Here is a 23,386-nt window from a genome sequence, read left to right as displayed (position 1 = left end):
CTTGATGGGGACAAGAGTACGTGGTTGTGTTTTATATAAGCCCGGCAAGTGTATAAAAGTGCGCGGGGCTGAGTCTCTCAAGTTGTGAGTGTTTGTATTTTTAATTAATATAGGCTCTCTGTCATTATTGTCGGAACTTTCTGACGGATGAGTAGGATTTTGCCTTATTCGCTGTTTTGCCTATGGGGAGGTCGTAGCGATGTATGAGAGGTGTGGTTCAATGGATAATATTACATAGAATCTGCACTTGTCCGAACTTAGGTGCAATCAATCGATAAAAATGGAGTTTTCGCTTCCAGGAGGTAAAGGTGAAGATTACGTCTAAATATCCGGATCATCTGTGCATTAACCATTTATTCGAGGCGCAAGTTGCGCGCAACCCTGAGGCAACGGCACTGGTCTTTGAGGGGGAGGCGCTCAGCTATGGCGAACTCAACGTCAGGGCTAATCGGCTGAGCCATCGGTTGATTGCCTTGGGTGTTGGACCTGACCAGCTTGTGGCGATCTGTGTCGAGCGCTCCCCAGCGATGGTTATTGGCCTGATGGCGATCCTGAAGGCGGGCGGTGCCTATGTGCCGCTCGATCCGGAATATTCGGGGGGACGGCTGGCGTTCATTCTTGCCGATACGGCTCCGGTCCTGGTGCTGGCTGATGCGGCCGGGCGCCAAGCGCTCGGGGCTGCTTTGCAGGCTCATACCGTCCTTGATCCCCGTGATGTCTACGCTGAAGCGGACGCCAATCCTGAAGTCACCGGCCTTACCCCCAGCAACCTCGCCTACATCATCTATACCTCAGGCTCAACCGGACAACCTAAAGGGGTCATGGTCGAGCATGCTCAGGTGGTGCGTCTGTTCGACACGACACATCCATCCCTTGGTTTTGAGGCCAGTGACGTTTGGTGCCTGTTCCACTCTTTTGCCTTCGACTTCTCGGTCTGGGAACTTTGGGGAGCCCTTCGTTATGGCGGCACGCTGGTACTGGTCCCGCATGCCATTACCCATTCTCCGCAAGCGTTTTACCAGCTGATTTGTGAGCAGGGCGTCACCGTCCTGAACCAGACCCCGAGCGCATTCACAGCCTTGATGGCATACGTACAACCGTCATCGGACCGGCTTCGCTATGTCATTTTTGGCGGCGAAGCGCTGCAACCGTCGACCTTGCGAGAGTGGTATGGGGTGCGTGAAGAATCTGTCCCGCAACTGGTGAACATGTACGGAATCACGGAAACCACGGTCCACGTCACCTATTACCCTCTGACTTCATCCGATGCGCAACAAGCCGACAGCGTGATCGGTCAATGTCTGCCGGATTTGAATCTCTATCTTCTAGACGCGCATGGCCAGCCTGTTCCGATGGGGGATGTGGGTGAAATGTATGTCGGCGGCGCCGGTGTGGCGCGTGGCTACCTGAACCGCCCCGAGCTGACGGCAGGGCGCTTCCTGCACGATCCCTTTGCCGGCAAACCTGAAGCGCGGATGTATAAAACGGGGGACTTGGCCCGTTACCTTCCGAACGGCAATCTGGTTTTTCTGGGTCGCAATGACGACCAGGTCAAGATCCGCGGCTTCCGGATTGAGCTGGGTGAGATTGCGGCCAAATTGGCCGAGCACCCCTTCATCCGCGAGGCGGTGGTCGTGGCAAAAGGCGAGGATATCGACAAGCGTCTGGTTGCTTACGTTTTGGCTCATTCCGAGGTTCAGGACGCATCGGTAGATTCTGACTCCGGCTTGGCGCTGGCGGGAAGGCTGCGTGATTATCTGAGTGGCCGTTTACCCGACTACATGGTGCCGTCTGCCTTTGTGCGGATGGAAAGCTTCCCCCTGACGGCTAATGGCAAGCTTGATCGCGAGGCTTTGCCTGTTCCGCCGGAGGGCGCCTTTGCCCATAAGGCCTACGAGGCGCCGTTGGGCGAGATAGAGGTCATCCTTGCCGGGATCTGGTCAGAGCTGCTTGGCATTGAACAAATAGGTCGCCATGACAACTTCTTCGCCCTTGGCGGCCATTCGCTCATGGCCGTGCGGCTGGTCAGTCGAATTGCAGCCTTTGGGGCTGAATTGCCGCTCGCAACCTTGTTCGCCTCTCCAACGCTCCAGGCTGTGGCTTTGGCGATTGAAGCCCAGCGCGATGCTGGCGCTGTGGCGCGTGCATCGATCCGGACCCTCTCTCGCGATGAGTCCTTGCCACTGTCTTTTGCTCAGCAGCGACTGTGGTTTCTGGCCCAACTCGACAGCGGGATCAGCGACGCCTATCACATCCCCTTGGCGCTGAGATTGCGCGGCCAGTTGAACGTGACGGTCTTGCAGCAGGCCCTTGATGCACTGTGGTCGCGCCATGAGGCATTGCGCTCGGTCTTTGTCACCCAAGAGGGCGAGGTCGAAGTGCGTCTGCTGGCCAGCGACCAGGGTTTGCCATTGCGCCAGATTGATCTCCTTGGATCGGGCGCAGAAGTCGAGCTTGCAAGGCTTTGCACCGAAGAGGCTCGGGCGCCCTTTGATCTCGCTACTGGCCCGCTGATTCGGGTTTGCCTGATCGGGGTGCCTGTCGCCGCATCCGCAGATGAACATGTATTGCTACTCACCCAACACCACATCGTCTCGGATGGCTGGTCGCTCGGCATACTTTTGCCTGAGCTGAGTGCGCTGTACACGGCTTTCAGCAACCATCAGGCCAGTCCATTGCCGCCGCTGGCGATCCAGTATCCGGACTATGCCGCCTGGCAGCGGCAATGGCTGTCGGGGGAGCGTTTGAACGAGCAGGCGGCTTACTGGAAGCAGGCGCTGGCCGATGCGCCAACGCTGCTCGACCTGCCAACAGACCGGCGGCGCCCTGAGCAGCAGTCCCTTGTGGGCGCCTCCGTGCCGATCGAATTCGGTGCTGAGCTGACAACGTCCCTCAAGCGTTTCAGCCAGCAGCAGGGTGTGACGCTGTTCATGACGGTGTTGTCGGCCTGGGCGGCAGTACTGTCACGCCTGTCGGGGCAGGAAGACATTGTGATAGGCGCGCCAAGTGCAAACCGGGGGCATTGCGACATCGAGCCGCTGATTGGCTTCTTCGTCAACACACTGGCGTTGCGGATTGATCTCGGTGACAACCCGAGCGTTACCGACCTCGTTGCTCGAGTACGCGAGCGGGCACTCAAGGCCCAGGATCATCAGGATCTGCCGTTCGAGCAGGTGGTAGAGATAACGCAGCCGCCAAGACGGTTGAGCCATACGCCACTGTTTCAAGTGGTATTTGCCTGGCTAAACTACGATGCAGGCCAATGGGCCTTGCCCGGCCTTCAAGCCAGCCCGGTGGGTTCTTCCTATGAAGTCGCCCGGTTCGATCTTGAGCTGAACCTGGCCGAGGCGGGCGATCGAGTCGTGGGGGCTCTTGGCTATGCGACGGCGTTGTTTGACGCAGCCACGATCGAACGCCACGTGGGTTATCTGAAGACTGTCCTTGCCGAGATGACCCGGGATGCCAGCCAGACTGTCGCCAAAATAGACCTGCTTGATGCGTCTGAGCGCACTTTGTTGCTCAAGACGTGGAACTCGATAGATGAATCCTGCCCGGCTCATCTGTGTATGCATCAGCTATTCGAGGAGCAGGTTGCCCGCAATCCTGAGGCAACGGCACTGGTCTTTGAGGGCGAGGTGCTCAGCTATGGCGAACTCAACGTCAGGGCCAATCGGCTGGCGCATCGGCTGATCGCTTTGGGCGTCAGGCCTGACCAGCGGGTGGCGATCTGTGTCGAGCGCTCTGCGGCCATGATTGTTGGCTTGATGGCGATCCTGAAGGCGGGCGGCGCCTATGTACCGCTCGATCCGGAGTACTCGGGGGAGCGACTGGCGTTCATTCTTGGCGATACGGCTCCGGTTTTGGTGCTGGCTGATGCGGATGGGCGCCAAGCGCTCGGGGACGCTTTGCTGGCTCGTACCGTAATCGATCCCAATGAGGCCCACGCTGAAGCGTTGATCGGGGCGCAGGCCAACCCTGAAGTTTCAGGCCTTACCTCCAGTAATCTCGCTTATATCATCTACACCTCGGGCTCAACCGGACAGCCTAAAGGGGTCATGATCGAGCATGCTCAGGTGGTGCGTCTGTTCGACACGACAGACGCCGACTTTGGTTTTGAGGCCAGTGACGTTTGGTGCCTCTTCCACTCTTTTGCCTTCGACTTCTCGGTCTGGGAACTGTGGGGAGCCCTTCGTTATGGCGGCACGCTGGTGTTGGTCCCGCATGCTACCCGTTCTCCGCAAGCGTTCTATCAGTTGATTTGTGAGCACGGCGTCACCGTCCTGAACCAGACCCCAAGCGCCTTCACAGCCTTGATGGAGTATGCACAACCGTCATCTGACCGGCTGCGCTATGTCATCTTTGGCGGCGAAGCGCTGCAACCGTCGACCCTGCGCGACTGGTATGGCGTGCGTGGCGAATCCGCCCCACAACTGGTGAACATGTACGGGATCACGGAAACAACGGTCCACGTCTCCTATTACCCCCTGACTTCATCCGATGCGCGACAAGACGACAGCGTGATCGGTCAGCGTCTGCCGGATTTGAATCTCTATCTTCTCGACGCGTTTGACCAACCTGTTCCGATGGGCGCCGTGGGTGAGATGTACGTCGGCGGCGCCGGTGTTGCGCGTGGCTACCTGAACCGCCCCGAGCTGACGGCAGGGCGCTTCCTGCACGATCCCTTTGCCGGCAAACCTGAAGCGCGGATGTATAAAACGGGGGACCTGGCCCGTTATCTTCCGAACGGCAATCTGGCGTTTCTGGGTCGCAATGACGACCAGGTCAAGATCCGCGGCTTCCGGATTGAACTGGGTGAAATTGCGGCCCGATTGGCCGAGCATCCTTCCATCCGCGAGGCGGTGGTGGTGGCGCAAGGCGAGGATGCCGATAAGCGCCTGGTTGCTTACGTGGTGGCGCAGTCCGAGGTTCAGAAGACGCCGGTCGACTCTGAGTCTGGTTTGGCGCTGGCGGCAGCGCTGCGTGATCACCTGAGCAGCCGTTTACCCGATTACATGGTGCCGTCTGCCTTTGTGCGGATGGAAAGCTTGCCGCTGACGGGTAATGGCAAGCTTGATCGGCGGGCGTTGCCGGTTCCTGAGGGCGATGCCTTTGCCCATGCGACCTACGAGGCGCCGTTGGGCGAGATCGAGGTCACCCTTGCCGGGATCTGGTCGGAGCTGCTTGGCGTTGAACAGGTCGGTCGCCATGACAACTTCTTCGCCCTCGGCGGCCATTCGCTCATGGCTGTACGGTTGATCGAGCGTTTGCGCCGCCAAGGCTTGAGCCTCGCTGTGCGTGATCTGTTTCAGACGCCCGTGTTATCGGTGCTGGCCAGCACGCTTGGCCAGCACCGCGAGGTGGTGGTGCCGCCAAATCTTATCAAGCCCGAGACGTGCAGAATCACGCCCGAACTGCTGCCGTTGATAGATCTCAGCCAATCGGAAATTGACCTGATCGTTTCACAGGTACCTGGGGGGGCAGCCAATATCCAGGATATCTACGCACTCTCACCTATGCAGGACGGCATCCTGTTCCACCACATGTTGGCAAAGGAAGGCGACCCCTATTTGCTGGTGGCCCAGATGGCCTTTGCTGATCGTGAAACATTGGAACGCTATCTCGGCGCCGTTCAACGGGTTGTAGACCGCCACGACATTTTGCGTACCGCTTTTGTTTGGGAAGGGTTGTCTCGCGCCGCGCAAGTTGTCTGGCGGCAGGCTCCGCTCTCCGTCACTGATGTTGTTCTCGATCCGGCAGACGGCCCCGTTACCGAACAGCTTTCCCGGCGCTTCGATTCATGTCGGCATCGAATTGACCTGACCCAGGCGCCGGTGCTGCGCTTTATCGTTGCCCATGACCCTGTCGCAGGCCGCTTCATTCTGATGCAACTGCAGCATCACCTGATTGACGATGCTTCTTCATTGCAGTTTTTTTATAACGAAGTGCAGGCGTTCCTCGTCGGGCGCGGTGAGATACTGCCGTCGCCTCAACCGTTCCGCAACCTGATTGGTCAGGTGCGGTTGGGCAAGAGCGTTGAGGAACATGAGCGGTTCTTCAGATCAATGCTGGCTGATTTAGAAGAGCCGACGCTGCCCTTTGGATTGGCGGAAGTGCATCTGGACGGCGCGCAGGTGGGCCAGACCCACCGCATGGTTTCGGCCGAACTCAATGATCGGCTACGGACGCAGGCGAGGCGATTGAATGTGAGTCTCGCCAGTCTGTGTCATGTTGCCTTTGCCCAGGTTCTGGCACGCACCAGCGGCCAGGAAAAGGTCGTGTTTGGTACGGTGCTGTTTGGGCGCATGCAAGCCGGCCATGGGTCAGATCGAGCCATGGGCATGTTCATCAACACGCTGCCGATCCGGTTTGACTTAGGCGGCATTGATACCGCCGAGAGTGTCCAGCAGGCTCATGCCCGACTGGCTGAGTTGCTCGCCCACGAGCATGCCTCGCTGGCGCTGGCACAAAGGTGCAGTGGGGTCGCTACAGGTACGCCACTGTTCAGCGCATTGCTCAACTATCGGCACAATGATCTGGCGGGTACGGACAACATTGTCCAGACCATGGGGCAAATGCCGGGTGTCGAGTTCTTGAGTGAACAAGAGCGGACCAATTATCCGTTCACATTGTCTGTGGAAGATTTCAGTCACTCACTGGGCTTGACGACCCAAGTGGTCACGCCATTCGATTCCGATCGTGTGTGTGGCTACATGGAGCAGGCTTTGGAAAGTCTGGCGCAGACCCTGGAGCGCTCGCTGCACCGCCCGGTTCGACAGCTGAATATTCTGCCTGCGTCTGAACGTACATTGCTGCTCAAGACGTGGAACGCGACGGATGCATCCAGCCCGGATCATTTGTGCATTCATCATTTGTTTGAAGAGCAGGTAGCGCGCAGTCCAGAGGCAACGGCGCTGATCTTTGAGGGTGAGGCGCTCAGTTACGGTGAGCTCAATGCCAGAGCAAATCGACTGGCACATCAGCTGATCGAGGAGGGCGTCGGGCCAGACCAGCGGGTGGCGATCTGTGTCGAGCGCTCGGCGGCCATGGTTGTTGGTCTTATGGCGATCCTGAAGGCGGGCGGCGCCTATGTGCCACTTGATCCAGCCTACCCGGGAGATCGACTGGCTTACATTCTTGCCGATACGGCGCCGGTCCTGGTGCTGGCCGATGCGGCCGGGCGGCAGGTGCTGGGTGAGGCGTTGCAGTCCCACACCGTGCTAGATCCCAATGAAACCCTGACGAAGGCTGATGTCAATTTCCAGGTCCCCGGCCTGACAGCCCGCAACCTTGCTTATCTCATCTATACCTCGGGTTCAACCGGACAGCCCAAGGGCGTCATGATCGAACACCGTGGATTAATCGCATCGACACTGGCTAGAACCACGGTCTATAAGCCGAGTTCCGACGCTGTATTTTTACTGCTGTCATCGATGGCGTTTGACAGTTCGGTAGCAGGGATCTTCGGAACGTTAACAACCGGAGGTGCTTTGTGTTTACCAGGCAGCAAAGCAGTCGTAGATCCACAAATTATCAGCCGCCTTTTGATTGAAAACAAAGTCACCGCAGTGCTGCTGGTGCCGTCTCTCGCAAGATTGGTTCTGCCGCAAGTCGCCCAACTCGGATATGGACAACTGCGTCAGGTGATCGTGGCGGGTGAAATGTGTCCTGCGAAGCTAGTCCAGGAAGTGACTTCAGCATTTACTGCCGTTGAATTATTCAATGAATATGGCCCGACGGAGGCGACAGTCTGGGCTGCGGTCTATCGCTGTTCCTCTGATGACGTTGATCCAGTTCCGATAGGTCGTCCGATTTCAAACACACGCATTTACCTTCTAGACGCGCATGGTCAGCCTGTTCCGATGGGGGCGGTGGGTGAGGTGTATATCGGGGGAATGGGTGTTGCGCGTGGATATCTGAACCTCGCCGAACTGACTGCTGAGCGTTTCTTGCTCGATCCATTTGCAGGCAAACCTGACGCGCGGATGTATAAGGCAGGAGACTTGGCCCGCTATCTGCCCAACGGAAACTTGGTGTTCCTGGGGCGCAATGATGATCAGGTCAAGATCCGTGGCTTGCGGATTGAGCCGGGTGAAATTGTGGCCAGATTGACCGAGCATCCCTCCATCCGCGAGGCGGTTGTGGAGGTGCAAGGCGTAGACCCGGACAAGCGACTGGTCGCCTATGTAGTAGCTCAGCCAGAGGTCCCGGGAAATGATGCCTTAATACCTAAGGCCGACTCCGAGGCGGGTCTACCGCTTGCAGGACGACTGCGTGATTATCTGAGTGAGCGTCTACCCGACTACATGGTGCCGTCTGCCTTTGTGCTGATTGAACGCTTGCCGCTAACCCCTAATGGCAAGCTTGATCGCAAGGCGTTGCCTGTTCCTGAGGGCGAGGCCTTTGCCCATGCGGCGTATGAGGCACCACAAGGTGAGATCGAGACGATCCTGGCAGCGCTTTGGTCGGGGTTGCTCGGTGTTGAGCCGGTCGGTCGCCATGACAACTTCTTCGCCCTCGGCGGCCATTCGCTCCTGGCGGTCCAGCTGATGCAAAAAGTCAGGAGTTATGGTCTGGAGTGTTCGCTGAGCGACATTTTTGAAATTCCTCGATTGGCTAACCTTGCCACTCAGATTGCACAGTCTCCTGTGTTCAACCCGCAGATCGGGGCAGTCACGGTGCGCGCTGGCGGGACTGAGCCCCCGGTCTTTTTCGTGCCCTCGGGATTAGCCGATTACTCGTATGCTATTTCTCTGGCGCAACAAATCCGCGTCAGCTGCCCGATCCATGTATTGCCGTGGTCGGCCATTGGCGACCCTTTGCCTCACTCGATGGAGGAAATGGCCGAAAGAATGATTCGGCTCATCCAGGCGATCCAGCCTGAAGGGCCTTATCGCATTGCCGGGTATTCCTCTGGAGGGATTCTCGCTTATGCCATCGCCCATGCGCTTATGTGCAAAGAGGCCAGCGTTGAATTTTTAGGCTTTATTGATGTTCCCGCGCCGCACAAGTTGCTTTATAAAAACCAGGGTATTAACCACTATTTTATTGAGCATGTTAAGGCGGTGGCTTCCGAGGCGGAGCGTCATAAATTCGATGTTTTAAATGAGGGTGATGAGTTTGCTGTGCTGATTAACAAAGCACAGGATCTGGGAGGCTATGATTTAAATGCAGACATTTCGCTGGAAACAGTCAAATGGCAAGTCATTTATCATTTCTCACAAATTGCCGGCGCCTATAATCCATCTCCATTGCCGGTCAATATCTATCATTTCTACGCGGCTGATCGTGAGCGTACACCTCTGCCGCAGGTGGATATGGTAGGCGGGTGGAGAGAACTCTTGCCTGATTTGGCGATTAGTTCTGTTTCTATTCCTGGCGGGCATGTGTCCATGATGGAGGACGTCAGTAACCGCAAGCACTTAGCTGAAGCAATGAATCAAGCACTTTCGTAAGAGGTGATGAGTGAGCATTACGCTCATCTACATGCAAGTGGGTTTGTAACTACCCACTTGTATGCTTGCTCAAATAACCATTCAGGCGCCGATATGCCGCCCCATAGTTTGCGTCGCGTGCAGCGGGCTATCCATCAGCGTCGAAGTATAAACAGGAGGAATCATGGCTAATCCCTACCGCGAACTTCTCACAACCCCCGGCGTCATGGGGTTAGTGATCGCGAGTTCCATTGCCCGTCTGCCACAGGCGATGATCGGCATCGGCATCATTACCATGTTGGTGCAGCAGACGGGTCTCTATTGGCTGGCTGGCTCGGTTGCCGGTACATTTACCTTGGCGAATGCGTTAATAGGCCCGCAAGTGTCGAAACTCGTTGATCAGCGGGGTCAGAGTCGGGTTCTGCCCTTTGTGACGGCCTTCAGCATTGGTATGTTGCTGGCGCTGATAATTGCTGTCTATATGAGGGCGCCGACCCTACTGTTGTTTATTCTTGCTGCATTGGCGGGCACGATGCCAAGCATGCCCGCCATGATAAGAGCACGCTGGACGCAGCTTTTCCGTGGCAAGCCGCAATTACACACGGCCTTCTCCCTGGACACTGTTCTAACTGAACTCGCCTTTATTATCGGCCCACCACTCGCCATTGGTCTGAGCACCAGCTTCTTCGCCGAAGCCGGACCTCTTGTCGCCGTCTTGCTGCTCATCATCGGGGTGACGGCTTTTCTTCTGCAGCGGCAGACAGAACCGAAGGTGGTCGTGGGCAATAGGAGGAACGCAAGCTCGACCTTATTTATCCCCGGCGTTCGTACCATCGTTCTGGCACTCTTGGCGATGGGTGTAATTGGCGGATCAATCGATGTGGCGGTTGTTGCCTTCGCCAACGCACAAGGCTGGCCAGCGTCTGCCAGCTTCATCCTGGCAGCCTATGCGCTCGGCTCAATGATCGCGGGCCTGACGTTTGGCGCGTTAAGAGTTTCCTTACCGATTGAAAAGCAGTTCTTTATTGGGGTAGTGATAACGGCAGTAACAGCCGTATTGCCCATTCTGTCACCTGACGTCTATATCCTTTCTGGGATGCTCTTTGTGGCAGGTATGTCATTTGCGCCAACGATGGTCGTCGTCATGAATCTCGGTACGATCATTGTTCCACCGTCCAAGATCACCGAAGGACTGACATGGATGACAACAGGTATCAGCATCGGCGTAGCGCTCGGTGGAGTACTTTCGGGCCTGATCATCGATACTTATGGCGCACGAGCAGGGTTCGGTGTAGCCATTGCCGCAGGGCTCATAATGGTGGCAATCGTGCTTATTGGCCTGCGCACACTTGGTGCCGCGTCAGCGACGTATGCCGAGCCGATCTTCCAGTAATTGGCAATGTCCGGCTTGGACAAATGGATGCAGCACTGACTGGGGGTGATTCAACTCAGCTATGGCAATGGGTTGCTACGCCTATTGTGAATTGGTTCATCACTCAGTCTGACGCAACCGCTTGTAAAGGGTATTTCGGCTAACCCCCAATCTTCGAGCCAAGTGCGAAATATTCCCCCCAGCTGCCTGCAACTGCCGATTCAAATCCTGTGCATCATATAAATCCACCGCCAGCGGCTCCGGTAAATCCATCGGCTCCATCTCCATATCCACAAAAAAATCATCCGGCAAATGCTCCCGCCGCACCGGTTGTTCCTCAGCCATGGCCAGCGCTACCTGCATCACGCTGCTGACCTGGCGAAGATTCCCCGGCCACGGATGGCGGCTGAACAACTCCATCACCTCATGGCTCAATCCAGCCCACTGGCTCGGCTCACGGTGTTGCTCCCACAAGCGCTTGAACAGTGCTTGTTTATCGCTGCGGTCCCTTAACGGCGGTAACTCCAGCGTCAAACCACCAATCCGGTAATAGAGATCTTCACGAAACCGCCCGAGCTGAACCTGCTCGCGCAACGAGCGGTTGGTGGCCGAGATGATGCGAATATCCACCGGGAACAACTCGCTGCTGCCCACCGGTTGCACGCAACGCTCCTGCAACACTCGCAGCAGTCGAGCCTGAGTCGGCAACGGCATGTCACCGATTTCATCAAGGAACAGGGTGCCTTTGTCAGCCTTGCGGATCAGCCCGATGCTGCCTTTCTGGTTGGCGCCGGTGAATGCGCCTTTTTCGTAGCCAAACAGCTCGGACTCCACCAGTTCGGCGGGGATCGCTGCACAGTTGACGGCAATGAACGGTTTTTTGCTCCGAGAGCTGGCCTGATGCAGGGCTTTGACGAAAACCTCCTTGCCGACCCCGGTTTCGCCGTGGATCAACAACGGAATGTCTTTTTCCAGCAAACGCTCGGCCTGGCGCACGGCTTTTTCCACGCGGCTGTCGCCGAAATGCAGGGTATTGAGGCTGATCGCTGCCGGTGCCGTCACCGTAGGTTCGACAAACAGCCGCGCCTGAATCACTGCCTGTTTCGGCCGCTTCAACAGGCACTGGAAGCGGTTGCGTCCCGAGGTTTGCAAGGCGAAGGGAAGGTCGTCCGGCTGGTTCAGCAACTCCAGCAGCGAAACTTTGAACAGACTTTCGACGCTGACGCGCGACAGGCTGATGCCCAGCAGATTGTCAGCCCGGCGGTTGGCGGACAGCACTTGGCCCGTCTCGTCAAAGATCAGCAGCCCGGCCCATTGGCTGTCGAGGTTGTTCAGGCCAGTGTTAAAGGTCAGCTGGAAATGCTGACCATGGAACAGGTTGAGGATCAGCCGGTTTTCCACGGTCTGGCTCATCATTTTGACCATGCCCAGGGTGTGAGACGGCGGCAGGTAGCTGTCGCTGGACACATCCAACACCGCGATCACCTTGCGCTCGGCATCGAAAATCGGCGCGGCGGAACCGGTCATGAAACGGTTGGCCTTGAGGAAATGTTCATCGTGTTCGATGTGCACCGCCTGCTCGCAGGCCAGCGCGGTGCCAATGGCATTGGTGCCGCTGCACCGTTCCATCCAGCTGGCGCCGGCGCTGAAACCGCGGGTCAGACTCGGCTCGATAAAGCGCTGGGTGCCCCAGGTTGTCAGTACCTGGCCTTGGTTGTCGGCGAGCATGATCAGGCAGTTGGAGTTGCTGAGGATGTTCTCGTAATACGGCAGGACTTCCTGGTGAGTGGTCTGCACCAGGGAATGCTGGCTCTCCAGCAACTGTGCGATGCCCTCGGCCGGCAACTGATCAAACGCCGGTGCGCTCTGATGATTGAGACCGAACGCGCGGCAGCGGGACCAGGAGTCCTGAATGATCGCGTCGTGGGAGAGCTTTGATGCGAGTGCGGCCATGGTCGGCAGTCTCTGAAAAAGCTTTGTTGTTTTTGTTATGCGCTCGTCTTTGCGAGCCCAAAGCATCCGTAGAGTGTTGTTCACTATTGTTCATTGTCAACCGACGGATTGTTCAATTGTTCAGTCGTCATTGTTCATTTCTGTTCAGCAACGAACGCGGTTTATCTTTCATATGAAGGATTTCCAAGTCGGATCAACGGCTTGCAATTTCTGGCACGAATGTCGCTCTGTAGCTCCGGTCGCTTGACTCCAATAATAAAAAGGCCGAGCCATGTCATTAACCCTGGAGCACGTCAGCCGCACCGTCGAGGGCCAGACCTGGATCGACGATGCGTGCCTTAGTTTCGAAGCCGGATCTTTCAACGTTTTGCTCGGGCGCACGCTGTCCGGCAAAACCAGTCTCATGCGCCTGATGGCCGGTCTGGACAAGCCCGACAGCGGCCGCATCCTGATGAACGGCGTCGACGTCACCCAGCGTCCGGTGCGTTTGCGCAACGTGTCGATGGTCTATCAGCAGTTCATCAACTACCCGACCATGACGGTGTTCGAGAACATCGCCTCGCCGTTGCGCCAGGGCGGTTTGTCCAATGAGCTGATCCAGAGCAAAGTGCTGGAAACCGCGAAGATGTTGCGCATCGAGAAATTCCTCCAGCGCCATCCCCTCGAACTCTCCGGTGGGCAGCAACAGCGCACGGCGATGGCCCGGGCGCTGGTCAAGGACGCCGAGCTGATCCTGTTTGACGAGCCACTGGTGAACCTCGACTACAAACTGCGCGAAGAACTGCGTCAGGAAATGCGCGAGCTGTTCAAGGCTCGCCACACCATCGCCATCTACGCCACCACCGAACCCAATGAAGCCCTGGCCCTGGGCGGCACCACCACCATTCTTCACGAGGGTCGGGTGATTCAGAGCGGCAAGTCTTCCGAGGTGTATCACCAGCCGCAAACCGTGCTGGCGGCGGAGTTATTCTCCGAGCCGCCGATCAACCTGATGCCGGGGCGTATCGCCGGCAACGAAGTCAGCTTCGCCAATTTCGTGCACTTCCCGTTGAACGTCGATCTGCGGCCGGTGGGTGAGGGCGAGTTCCGTTTTGGCGTACGGCCCAGCCATATTTCGCTGGTGCCGAGCAACGACGATGATCTGGAGCTGGCGGTGACCGTCGAGGTGGCGGAGATCAGCGGGTCGGAAACCTTCCTGCACGTGCGCAACGAACATTTCCTGTTGGTGCTGCACCTGCCGGGCGTTCACGAATACGACGTCGATGCGCCGATTCGCATCTATATCCCGACTCATAAACTGTTTGTGTTCGATATGCAGGGGCGGCTGGTCCAGGCGCCCGGTCGCCGTATCGCGAGGGTTGCCTGATGGCCGAAATTCGTTTGCAGCACCTCGCCCACAGTTACACCCGCACGCCGAGCGGCCCCGAAGATTACGCGATTCGCGAGATGGATCACGTCTGGGAGCAGGGTGGTGCCTATGCCTTGCTCGGGCCGTCAGGCTGCGGCAAGTCGACCTTGCTCAACATCATTTCCGGGCTGCTCAGCCCGTCCCAGGGTCAGGTGCTGTTCGACAACAAAGTGGTCAATGACCTGACCCCCGAGAAGCGCAACATCGCTCAGGTTTTCCAGTTTCCGGTGGTCTACGACACCATGACGGTGTTCGACAACCTGGCTTTTCCGCTGCGCAATCAGGGCATGGCCGAGGCGAAAATTCACAGCAAGGTGCAGGAAATCGCCGAAGTCCTCGACCTCCAGGCGTTGTTGAGCAAGAAGGCGCGCAACCTCACGGCCGATGAAAAGCAGAAAGTCTCCATGGGCCGTGGGTTGGTGCGCGATGACGTCTCGGCGATCCTGTTCGATGAGCCGCTGACAGTAATCGACCCACACTTGAAGTGGAAGCTGCGGCGCAAGCTCAAGCAGATCCACGAGCAGTTCAACATTACCATGGTCTACGTCACCCACGATCAGCTCGAAGCCTCGACCTTCGCCGACAAGATCGCGGTGATGTACGGCGGGCAGATTGTGCAATTCGGTACGCCGCGAGAACTGTTCGAGCGACCGAGCCACACCTTTGTCGGCTATTTCATCGGCAGTCCGGGGATGAATCTGATTGAGGTGCAGCCTCAGCCGGGTGGCGTCGGTTTCGCTTCGACCCATTTGCCTTTGTCAGACGCGCAACAGCAACGCATCGCCGAATCCGAGTGGCATACCTTGAAGGTCGGTATCCGTCCGGAGTTCGTCCATGTGTGGGACGAACCCTTTGATGACGCGATGCAGGCACAGGTCGTACACGTCGAAGACCTCGGGACCTACAAGATCATGACCCTGAACCTCGACGGCGCGCCGCTGAAAGTGCGTTTGGCCGAAGACAAGCCAGTGCCTGAGGGAACCGCCTACATCAGCTTCCCGGCACAGTGGTTGATGGTGTATGCCGACGACTACCTGCTGGAGACGCAGCCATGAACAAGGTGCAGAACAACAAGGCCTGGTGGCTGGTGTTGCCGGTGTTTTTGCTGGTGGCATTCAGTGCGGTGATCCCGATGATGACCGTGGTCAACTACTCGGTGCAGGACATCTTCGACCAGTCCAGCCGCTACTTCGTCGGCGCCGACTGGTACCGGCAAGTGCTGCTCGATCCGCGCCTGCATGACTCGTTGCTGCGTCAGTTCATCTACTCGGGTTGTGTGCTGCTGATCGAAATCCCGCTGGGTATCGCCATCGCCCTGACCATGCCGACCAAGGGCCGCTGGTCGTCGCTGGTGCTGATCATTCTGGCGATTCCCTTGCTGATTCCGTGGAACGTGGTCGGCACCATCTGGCAGATCTTCGGCCGGGCCGACATTGGCCTGCTCGGCGCCAGCCTCAAGGCCATGGGCCTGAACTACAACTATGCGGCCAACACCATGGACGCCTGGGTCACGGTGCTGGTGATGGACGTCTGGCACTGGACGTCGTTGGTGGCGCTGTTGTGTTTCTCCGGTCTGCGGGCGATTCCGGACGTCTATTACCAGGCGGCACGGATTGATCGCGCGTCGGCCTGGGCGGTGTTCCGACATATCCAGCTGCCCAAGCTCAAGAGCGTGTTGCTGATCGCGGTGATGCTGCGGTTCATGGACAGTTTCATGATTTACACCGAGCCATTCGTGCTGACGGGCGGCGGACCGGGGAATGCCACGACGTTCTTGAGTCAGACCCTGACGCAAATGGCGATCGGGCAGTTTGACCTCGGCCCGGCGGCGGCTTTCTCGCTGGTGTACTTCCTGATCATCCTGTTGGTGTCCTGGCTGTTCTATACGGCCATGACTCACTCTGACGCCAACCGCTGAGGTCTGCCATGAGCAAGAGAAAGCTTATTCCGCTGCTGATCTACATCCTGTTCCTGCTGGTGCCGATCTACTGGCTGCTGAACATGTCCTTCAAGAGCAATACCGAAATCCTCAGCGGCCTGACGTTGTTTCCGCAGGATTTTACCTTCGCCAACTATAAGGTGATCTTCACCGATCCGGCCTGGTACACCGGTTACCTCAACTCGTTGTACTACGTGAGCCTGAACACGGTGATTTCGCTGAGCGTGGCATTACCGGCCGCCTATGCGTTCTCGCGCTATCGATTCCTCGGCGACAAGCACCTGTTTTTCTGGCTCCTGACCAACCGCATGGCGCCACCGGCAGTGTTTTTGCTGCCGTTCTTCCAGCTGTATTCCTCGATTGGTTTGTTCGACACCCACATCGCTGTGGCCTTGGCCCACTGCCTGTTCAACGTGCCGTTGGCGGTGTGGATCCTCGAAGGTTTCATGTCCGGCGTGCCCAAGGAGATCGACGAAACCGCCTACATCGATGGCTACAGTTTCCCCAAGTTCTTCGTGAAGATTTTCGTTCCGCTGATTGGCTCCGGGATCGGCGTGACGGCATTTTTCTGCTTCATGTTTTCCTGGGTCGAACTGCTGCTGGCGCGAACGCTGACCTCGGTCAATGCCAAACCGATTGCGGCGGTGATGACGCGCACGGTCTCGGCGTCCGGCATTGACTGGGGCGTGCTGGCGGCGGCGGGGGTGTTGACCATCCTGCCCGGCATGCTGGTGATCTGGTTTGTTCGCAACCACGTGGCCAAGGGCTTTGCCCTGGGCCGGGTCTGAGGAGCTGATGATGGAATGGATGAGTTGGACCACCCCCACAGCAGCGTTCTTTATCGTCATTGGCCTGATACTGGTGGGCATGACGACCTGGGAATTGCGTTCGCCGAGCATTCTTCGGCGAGGTTTGTTGCCGATTGCCACCACCCGTGGCGATCGCTTGTTTATCGGTCTTCTCGGCAGCGCCTACCTGCATTTGCTGGTAATCGGCGTCACCGACTGGAGCATCTGGGTGGCGTCCGCGTTGTCCCTGGTGTGGCTGTTGGCTGTGATGCGTTGGGGCTAGTCGAATCGCTCGGCAAAGTTGCTCCGAAACCCATAAAGGAGGTCTCTATGTTCGACAAAAACAATAAGCTGCGACATAGCGTTTCATTGGCAGCCATGCTGGCACTCAGCGGGCTGAGCGCTGCGGCGTGGGCCGATGCCTATGAAGACGCCGCGAAGAAATGGATTGGCAGCGAATTCACACCGTCCACCCTCACCCCAGAGCAGCAGCTCGCGGAGCTGAAGTGGTTCATCAAGGCGGCCGAGCCGTTTCGCGGGATGAGCATCAAGGTGGTCTCGGAAACCATTGCAACCCACGAATATGAATCCAAAACGCTGGCCAAGGCCTTCACCGAAATCACCGGGATCAAGCTGACCCACGACTTGCTGCAGGAAGGCGACGTGGTGGAAAAGCTGCAGACCCAGATGCAATCGGACAAGAATATCTATGACGGCTGGGTCAACGACTCGGACCTGATCGGTACGCACTTTCGCTACGGCAAAACCGAATCGATCACCGACCTGATGGCCAACGAAGGCAAGGCCTACACCTCGCCGACCCTGGACATCAAAGACTTCATCGGCATCTCGTTCACTACTGCGCCGGACGGCAAGATCTATCAGCTGCCCGACCAGCAGTTCGCCAACCTCTACTGGTTCCGCGCCGACTGGTTCGAACGTCCAGAGCTGAAAGCCAAGTTCAAGGAGAAGTACGGTTACGAATTGGGCGTGCCGGTGAACTGGTCGGCCTATGAAGACATCGCCAAATTCTTCAGCGAAGACGTCAAGGAAATCGACGGCAAGCGTATTTACGGGCACATGGACTACGGCAAGAAAGACCCTTCCCTCGGCTGGCGCTTTACCGATGCCTGGTTCTCCATGGCCGGTGCTGGCGACAAAGGCATTCCCAACGGCTTGCCGGTAGACGAGTGGGGTATCCGCGTCGAAGACTGCCATCCGGTCGGCTCCAGCGTGACCCGCGGCGGCGACACCAACGGCCCGGCGGCGGTGTTTGCCACCACCAAGTACGTCGACTGGCTGAAGAAGTACGCGCCACCCGAAGCGGCGGGCATGACCTTCTCCGAATCCGGTCCGGTGCCGTCCCAGGGCAATATCGCCCAGCAGATTTTCTGGTACACCGCATTTACCGCCGACATGACCAAACCGGGCCTGCCGGTGATGAACGCCGACGGCACGCCGAAATGGCGCATGGCGCCATCACCGCGCGGACCGTACTGGGAGGAGGGCATGAAGCTGGGGTATCAGGACGTGGGTTCCTGGACTTTCATGAAGTCCACGCCTGAGAAACAGAAACTCGCCGCCTGGCTCTATGCACAGTTTGTGACCTCGAAAACCGTTTCGCTGAAGAAAACCATCGTCGGCCTGACCCCGATCCGCGAGTCGGACATCAACTCGCAAGCCATGACCGACCTGGCACCGAAACTCGGTGGTCTGGTCGAGTTCTACCGCAGCCCGGCCCGCGTGCAATGGACCCCGACCGGGACCAACGTGCCGGACTATCCACGGTTGGCACAACTGTGGTGGAGCCACATCGCGGAAGCGGCCAGCGGCGAGAAGACTCCGCAACAGGCGCTGGATGGCCTGGCCAAGGATCAGGACGCGATCATGACTCGTCTGGAACGCTCGAAGGCGCAAGCCACCTGCGCACCGAAAATGAACCCGGAGCGCGATGCGCAATACTGGTTCGATCAGCCGGGTGCACCGAAACCGAAACTGGCGAACGAGAAGCCTAAGGGTGAAACCGTGAGCTATGCCGAACTGCTGAAATCGTGGGAGGCAGCGCGTAAGTAAATAGCTGGAATGTAAATGCGAACGGTACCGAAAGGTGCCGTTTTTGTTGTGCGCCCAGCATGGGCGCAATCTTGTGGGTGAAAGTCCCGCCGTGAGCTGACCACAGCGAACGAAGTGAAGCGCAACTGCATGAGGGCGACCGAGTGTGGGGAGGAAGCGTGAATCGAAACCGTGAGCCGATGGACAAGAACCGGATATAAGGCGATGCCAACCAGGGCGAGCGGGCAACAAACCGCGAAGCTCTTGTGGTCAAGGGTCAGGCAGCGTAAATCCGGCGGTTGTGCGGGGAAGGATTGCGTTCTTACCTGGGGAGATCTCGCCTTGTGCCTGAAAGGGCGACGGCGCCAGCCGGAGCGAGAAGTCAGCAGAGGCCGTAGTAGTCTTTTTTTTTTTGACGAAGGGCCGAACGAGAGAAAGCGTTATAGGCCATATTGATGCGAAAGACCGGAAGTCAGATGCCTGCCAAACGCAGGGCGGATGGAGACTGCGAACGGTGAAGCCGTGAGAAATCCCGTCAGCGACGAGGTCGATCGCCCGCAAGATGAATCCAACAACGCAGGGCAAGGGCTGCTGGAGCGGGCCTTTGCGAGAGAAAACCTGAAGCGGGCGTGGAAGCGGGTCAAGGCCAACAAAGGTGCGGCGGGAGTCGACGGTCTGGATATTGATCAGACGGCCGAATACTTGCTGACCCAATGGGCGGCGATTCGTGAACAGCTTCTATCAGGTGTCTACCGGCCCAGCCCGGTACGGCGTGTGGCCATTCCCAAACCTGACGGCGGTCAACGCGAGCTGGGTATCCCAACGGTCACCGACCGTTTGATCCAGCAAGCCTTGCTGCAAGTCTTGCAGCCATTACTCGATCCGACTTTCAGTGAACACAGCTACGGCTTCCGTCCGGGACGCTGTGCGCAGGACGCCGTTTTGGCGGCCCAGCGCCATGTGTCCTCAGGGCGCAGAGTGGTGGTGGATGTTGATCTGGAGAAGTTCTTCGACCGGGTCGACCACGATATTTTGATTGATCGTCTACGCAAGCGGATTGCGGGTCGGGCGGTTATCCGGTTGATTCGGGCGTATCTGGATGCGGGAACGCTGATCAATGGCGTGGTCGAGAAAAGCCGCTGCGGGGCACCGCAAGGTGGCCCGCTGTCGCCATTGCTGGCGAATGTGCTGCTGGACGAAGTGGATCGGGAGCTTGAACGTCGAGGTCATTGCTTCGCACGCTATGCCGACGATGCGAATGTGTATGTTCGCAGCCGCAGGGCTGGGCAGCGGGTAATGGCTTTGCTGAAGCGTCTGTATGAAAAGCTGCACTTGAGTGTCAACGAGAGCAAGAGTGCGGTGGCGAGTGCATTTGGTCGCAAGTTTCTTGGATATGCCTTTTGGGCGTCGCCCCAAGGCGTCAAAAGAGCTGTGGCGGTCAAAGCGCGCAAGCAGTTCAAGCAACGGATACGCGAACTCACCCGTCGCTCAGGTGGCCGCAGTCTGCGACAAGTCGTCGAAAATCTGCGCCCTTATCTCTTGGGCTGGAAAACTTACTTTGGGTTGTCACAAACACCGAAAATCTGGCGAGAGCTTGATGAATGGATACGACACCGACTGCGAGCGATCCAGCTTAAGCAATGGCGGCGTGGATCGACGATCTACCGCGAACTGAGGGTGCTGGGAGCCAGCAGTCAAACGGCCCGGAAAGTGGCGGCCAACTCGTATAGCTGGTGGCGTAACAGCCGATTTGAGCTGAATCGAGTGTTGGATGTGGCATGGTTCGACAGGCTGGGACTGGTGCGACTCTCATAACCTCAATCTCTCGAACCGCCCGGTGCGGACCCGCATGCCGGGTGGTGTGGCAGGGGAACGGCCTATGAAGGCCGTCCCCTATGCCGATTGTGCCTGTTCCACCGCCTTCACGCCCTGAGCTTTTCCGTCAACACGGTTGTGTGGTGGGCCGATCAGACCAAAACAGCCAAATCCGTGTAGCGGGCAACCAATGGATCGGCGGTGAGAAGTTTCATGGGTTCTGTCATGGCAGTTGCAACAATAAGGCGGTCGAAGGGGTCGCGATGGTGATGTTCGAGGTCTTTCACGGCGATGGCATGTTCCGAAGTAACCGGCAGTTCGATGAACCCGCTTTCGAGGCAGTATTGCCGGATTTCCTCTAGGTCAACGTTCAGCTTTCCCAGCCCGACCTTGATCGCCATTTCCCAGAATGTCGCTGCGCTGACGTAAATATCGGCAGCGTTCTCAATTATCGTTCTGGCTTTGCCGGATAGCCTGGAGTCATCACTGAGCGTCCAGAGCAAAATGTGCGTGTCGAGCAGAAGCCTCATTCTTGAGTGCCTTCAAAAGCATCAAGCATGTCGTCCGGCAATGCGGCGTCGAACTCTTCGGGCAGTACCAGTTTGCCTTTCATTGCTCCGATACGCTGTCCGCAGGGTTTTCCCACGGGAACGAGGCGGGCAAGTGCCCGACCATGTTTGGTAATCGTGATGACCTGTCCCGCGGCGGCTTCATCGACGAGTTTAGATAGATTGTTTTTTGCTTCTGCCAACGGAACGATGAGCATCATGTGTCCCCCGTATTCTGGACAAATATAGCCAGAATTTTTGGGGGCGGCAAAGTTGTGTGGTTCCTCATTGATGACGGAGGCCAGTTTGGCGGCTTTCGCTTTTGGGTGTAGCAGTGAGACTTTGCCTTGGCGCTCAGCGGCCAAGGCGTCGAAGCCTTCTACCAATTCTAAAAAGATGTCACGTTTCATTATTCGTCCTCGCCTCGATTGCTCTATCCAGCAGTCACTCAAGATAGAGCCAAGTGCTCAATGCTGGCTGTAGGACGAGGCGGATTGTCCGGCGAGAGCTTTCGGGGATTGTGGGAGGAGGCGAGGGCTGCGGTAACAAATCCCACAAACGCAAAAACGGCACCCGAAGGTGCCGTTTCTGTTTTCTACCGGGAATCGCTAACCGATCAGCCCGCCAGACCCGATTGCTGAACCAGGTTCAGCAGCGGTTGCGGATACACACCGAGGAAGAACGCCACTACGGCGATGGCCAGCAGCATCACGCCGCCTGCCTTTTGTTCCCAGTGCAGTTGCGCATCGTGGCGACGCAGGTTCGGCTCGATCAGGTACAGGGTGACCATCACGCGCAGGTAGTAGAAGACGCCGATGGCGCTGCCCAGTACCAGGGAGCCGACCAGCCACCATTGGTGCGACTCGACACCGGTAGCGATGATGTAGAACTTGCCGATGAAGCCCGCGGTCAGCGGGATACCGGCAAGGGACAGCATCATCACGGTCAGTACGGCGGTCAGGTACGGACGGCGCCAGAACAGGCCGCGGTATTCGTACAGGGCATCCGCGTCACGGCCGTTGTACGGCGAGGACATCAGCGTGATCACGCCGAACGCGCCGAGGCTGGTGATCACGTAGGTGACCAGGTACACGCCGATGGCTTCCACGGCCAGACCCTTGCTCGCCACCAGGGCGATCAGCAGGTAACCGAAGTGCGCGATGGACGAGTAACCCAGCAGACGCTTGAGGTTGCTTTGGGTCAGTGCCAGCAGGTTACCGAACAGGATCGACGCGATGGCGATGATGGTCAGCACGTCGCTCAGGACACCGCTGCTCGCCGCCGGCGAGATCTGGAACAGACGCACCATCACCGCGAACACGGCGACTTTCGACGCAGTGGCGAGGAACGCGGCCACCGGCGCCGGAGCACCTTCGTAAACGTCCGGGGTCCAGAGGTGGAACGGTACCAGCGACAGCTTGAACGCCAGACCGATCAGCATCATGCCCAGGCCCAGTTGCGCCAGCGAGCTTGGCAGGCCGGTGGCCGCCAGGGCCTGACCGATACCGACAAAGCTCAGGCTACCGGAGTCGGCATACAGCAGGGCCATACCGAACAACAGGAACGCGGAACCGGCGGCCGACAGCACCATGTACTTGATACCGGCTTCCAGCGAACGCTTGTTGAAGAAGGCGTAAGCCACCAGACCGTAAACCGGTACCGAGAGCAGTTCCAGACCGATGAACAACCCGGCCAGGTGCTGCGCGCTGACCAGCACCAGTCCACCGGCGGCGGCCATCAGGATCAGCAGGTAAAGTTCTTCACGGTTGCCCGGGTAGCCCGAACCGCCATCGCCGAGGTAGGCGTGGGCGAGGGTTACACAGGCGAGGGTGGCCACCAGGATCAGCGCCATGTACAAGCAGGCGAAGCTATCGATTTGCAGCAACGGGGTCACGGCCAGAGGCGCGACTTTCAGGGCTGGCAGGATCGACAGCAACGCCAGGTTCAGACCCGCCACGGAAATCAGGAAGGTCTGCGAGTGGTTGCGGCGCCAGGCAATCGCCAGCATCACCACGATGATCGTGGCGCTGGTGATCAACAACGGCGCAAGCGCGATAAAGTGTTGAGTCGTGAATTCCAT

The 23,386-nt window shown here is 57.8% G+C and carries 12 protein-coding genes and 1 pseudogene; 9 read left to right on the top strand and 4 right to left on the bottom strand.

The annotated features are described in order from the left end of the window. Window positions 1-344: 344 nt before the first annotated feature. A pseudogene (locus tag ACYZTX_RS20580) lies at window positions 345-9,452 on the top strand (non-ribosomal peptide synthetase); the annotation flags it as partial. Between the two features lie 163 nt (window positions 9,453-9,615). Continuing rightward, complete coding sequence (locus ACYZTX_RS20575; RefSeq protein WP_462035623.1) at window positions 9,616-10,824, top strand: MFS transporter; 1,209 nt, start codon at window positions 9,616-9,618, stop codon at window positions 10,822-10,824. 99 nt (window positions 10,825-10,923) lie between these two features. On the opposite strand, the gene ACYZTX_RS20570 is transcribed toward ACYZTX_RS20575, so the two are convergent. Continuing rightward, a complete protein-coding gene (locus ACYZTX_RS20570; RefSeq protein WP_462035622.1) occupies window positions 10,924-12,756 on the bottom strand; it encodes a sigma-54-dependent Fis family transcriptional regulator in 1,833 nt (610 codons plus the stop codon). A 271-nt stretch (window positions 12,757-13,027) separates the two neighbouring features. Here ACYZTX_RS20570 and ACYZTX_RS20565 point away from each other — a divergent pair, with 271 nt between their 5' ends. The 7 genes from ACYZTX_RS20565 to ltrA all read left to right on the top strand — a co-directional run bounded on the left by ACYZTX_RS20565 (window position 13,028) and on the right by ltrA (window position 20,758). Next, window positions 13,028-14,122, top strand: a complete 1,095-nt coding sequence (locus tag ACYZTX_RS20565; protein WP_462035621.1) for an ABC transporter ATP-binding protein — start codon at window positions 13,028-13,030, stop codon at window positions 14,120-14,122. Continuing rightward, a complete protein-coding gene (locus ACYZTX_RS20560; RefSeq protein ID WP_449644664.1) occupies window positions 14,122-15,219 on the top strand; it encodes an ABC transporter ATP-binding protein in 1,098 nt (365 codons plus the stop codon). The genes ACYZTX_RS20565 and ACYZTX_RS20560 overlap by 1 nt, the downstream gene beginning before the upstream one ends. Then, window positions 15,216-16,082, top strand: a complete 867-nt coding sequence (locus tag ACYZTX_RS20555) for a carbohydrate ABC transporter permease (protein ID WP_283180876.1) — start codon at window positions 15,216-15,218, stop codon at window positions 16,080-16,082. The genes ACYZTX_RS20560 and ACYZTX_RS20555 overlap by 4 nt, the downstream gene beginning before the upstream one ends. An 8-nt stretch (window positions 16,083-16,090) precedes the next feature. Next, complete coding sequence (locus ACYZTX_RS20550) at window positions 16,091-16,891, top strand: carbohydrate ABC transporter permease (RefSeq protein ID WP_017339615.1); 801 nt, start codon at window positions 16,091-16,093, stop codon at window positions 16,889-16,891. Between the two features lie 10 nt (window positions 16,892-16,901). Beyond that, complete coding sequence (locus ACYZTX_RS20545) at window positions 16,902-17,174, top strand: DUF2160 domain-containing protein (protein WP_449644666.1); 273 nt, start codon at window positions 16,902-16,904, stop codon at window positions 17,172-17,174. Window positions 17,175-17,221: 47 nt separating this feature from the next. Beyond that, window positions 17,222-18,964, top strand: coding sequence for an ABC transporter substrate-binding protein (locus ACYZTX_RS20540; protein ID WP_462035620.1), 1,743 nt, complete (start codon window positions 17,222-17,224; stop codon window positions 18,962-18,964). 477 nt (window positions 18,965-19,441) lie between these two features. Continuing rightward, window positions 19,442-20,758: a group II intron reverse transcriptase/maturase gene (gene ltrA / locus ACYZTX_RS20535; protein WP_462035619.1), complete on the top strand. Its 1,317-nt coding sequence runs from the start codon at window positions 19,442-19,444 to the stop codon at window positions 20,756-20,758. 152 nt (window positions 20,759-20,910) lie between these two features. Here ltrA and ACYZTX_RS20530 read toward each other — a convergent pair whose 3' ends face one another. From ACYZTX_RS20530 to nuoN, 3 genes are all read right to left on the bottom strand, one after another. Then, window positions 20,911-21,288 carry a type II toxin-antitoxin system VapC family toxin gene (locus tag ACYZTX_RS20530; RefSeq protein WP_462035618.1) on the bottom strand — a complete coding sequence of 126 codons (378 nt, stop codon included), beginning with the start codon at window positions 21,286-21,288 and terminating at the stop codon, window positions 20,911-20,913. Then, the gene (locus ACYZTX_RS20525) at window positions 21,285-21,716 is read right to left on the bottom strand and encodes a type II toxin-antitoxin system Phd/YefM family antitoxin (RefSeq protein ID WP_462035617.1); all 432 of its coding nucleotides are present in this window, start codon (window positions 21,714-21,716) and stop codon (window positions 21,285-21,287) included. Before ACYZTX_RS20525 ends, ACYZTX_RS20530 begins: the two co-directional genes overlap by 4 nt. Window positions 21,717-21,922: 206 nt before the next feature. Then, entirely contained in the window at window positions 21,923-23,386 is a 1,464-nt protein-coding gene (gene nuoN / locus ACYZTX_RS20520) for an NADH-quinone oxidoreductase subunit NuoN (protein ID WP_462035616.1), read from the bottom strand.

It is taken from the genome of Pseudomonas sp. MDT1-17, from assembly GCF_054898105.1.
The sequence above is the reverse complement of the archived record's forward strand: the minus strand, read 5'-3'. Positions and strand labels throughout refer to the sequence as shown.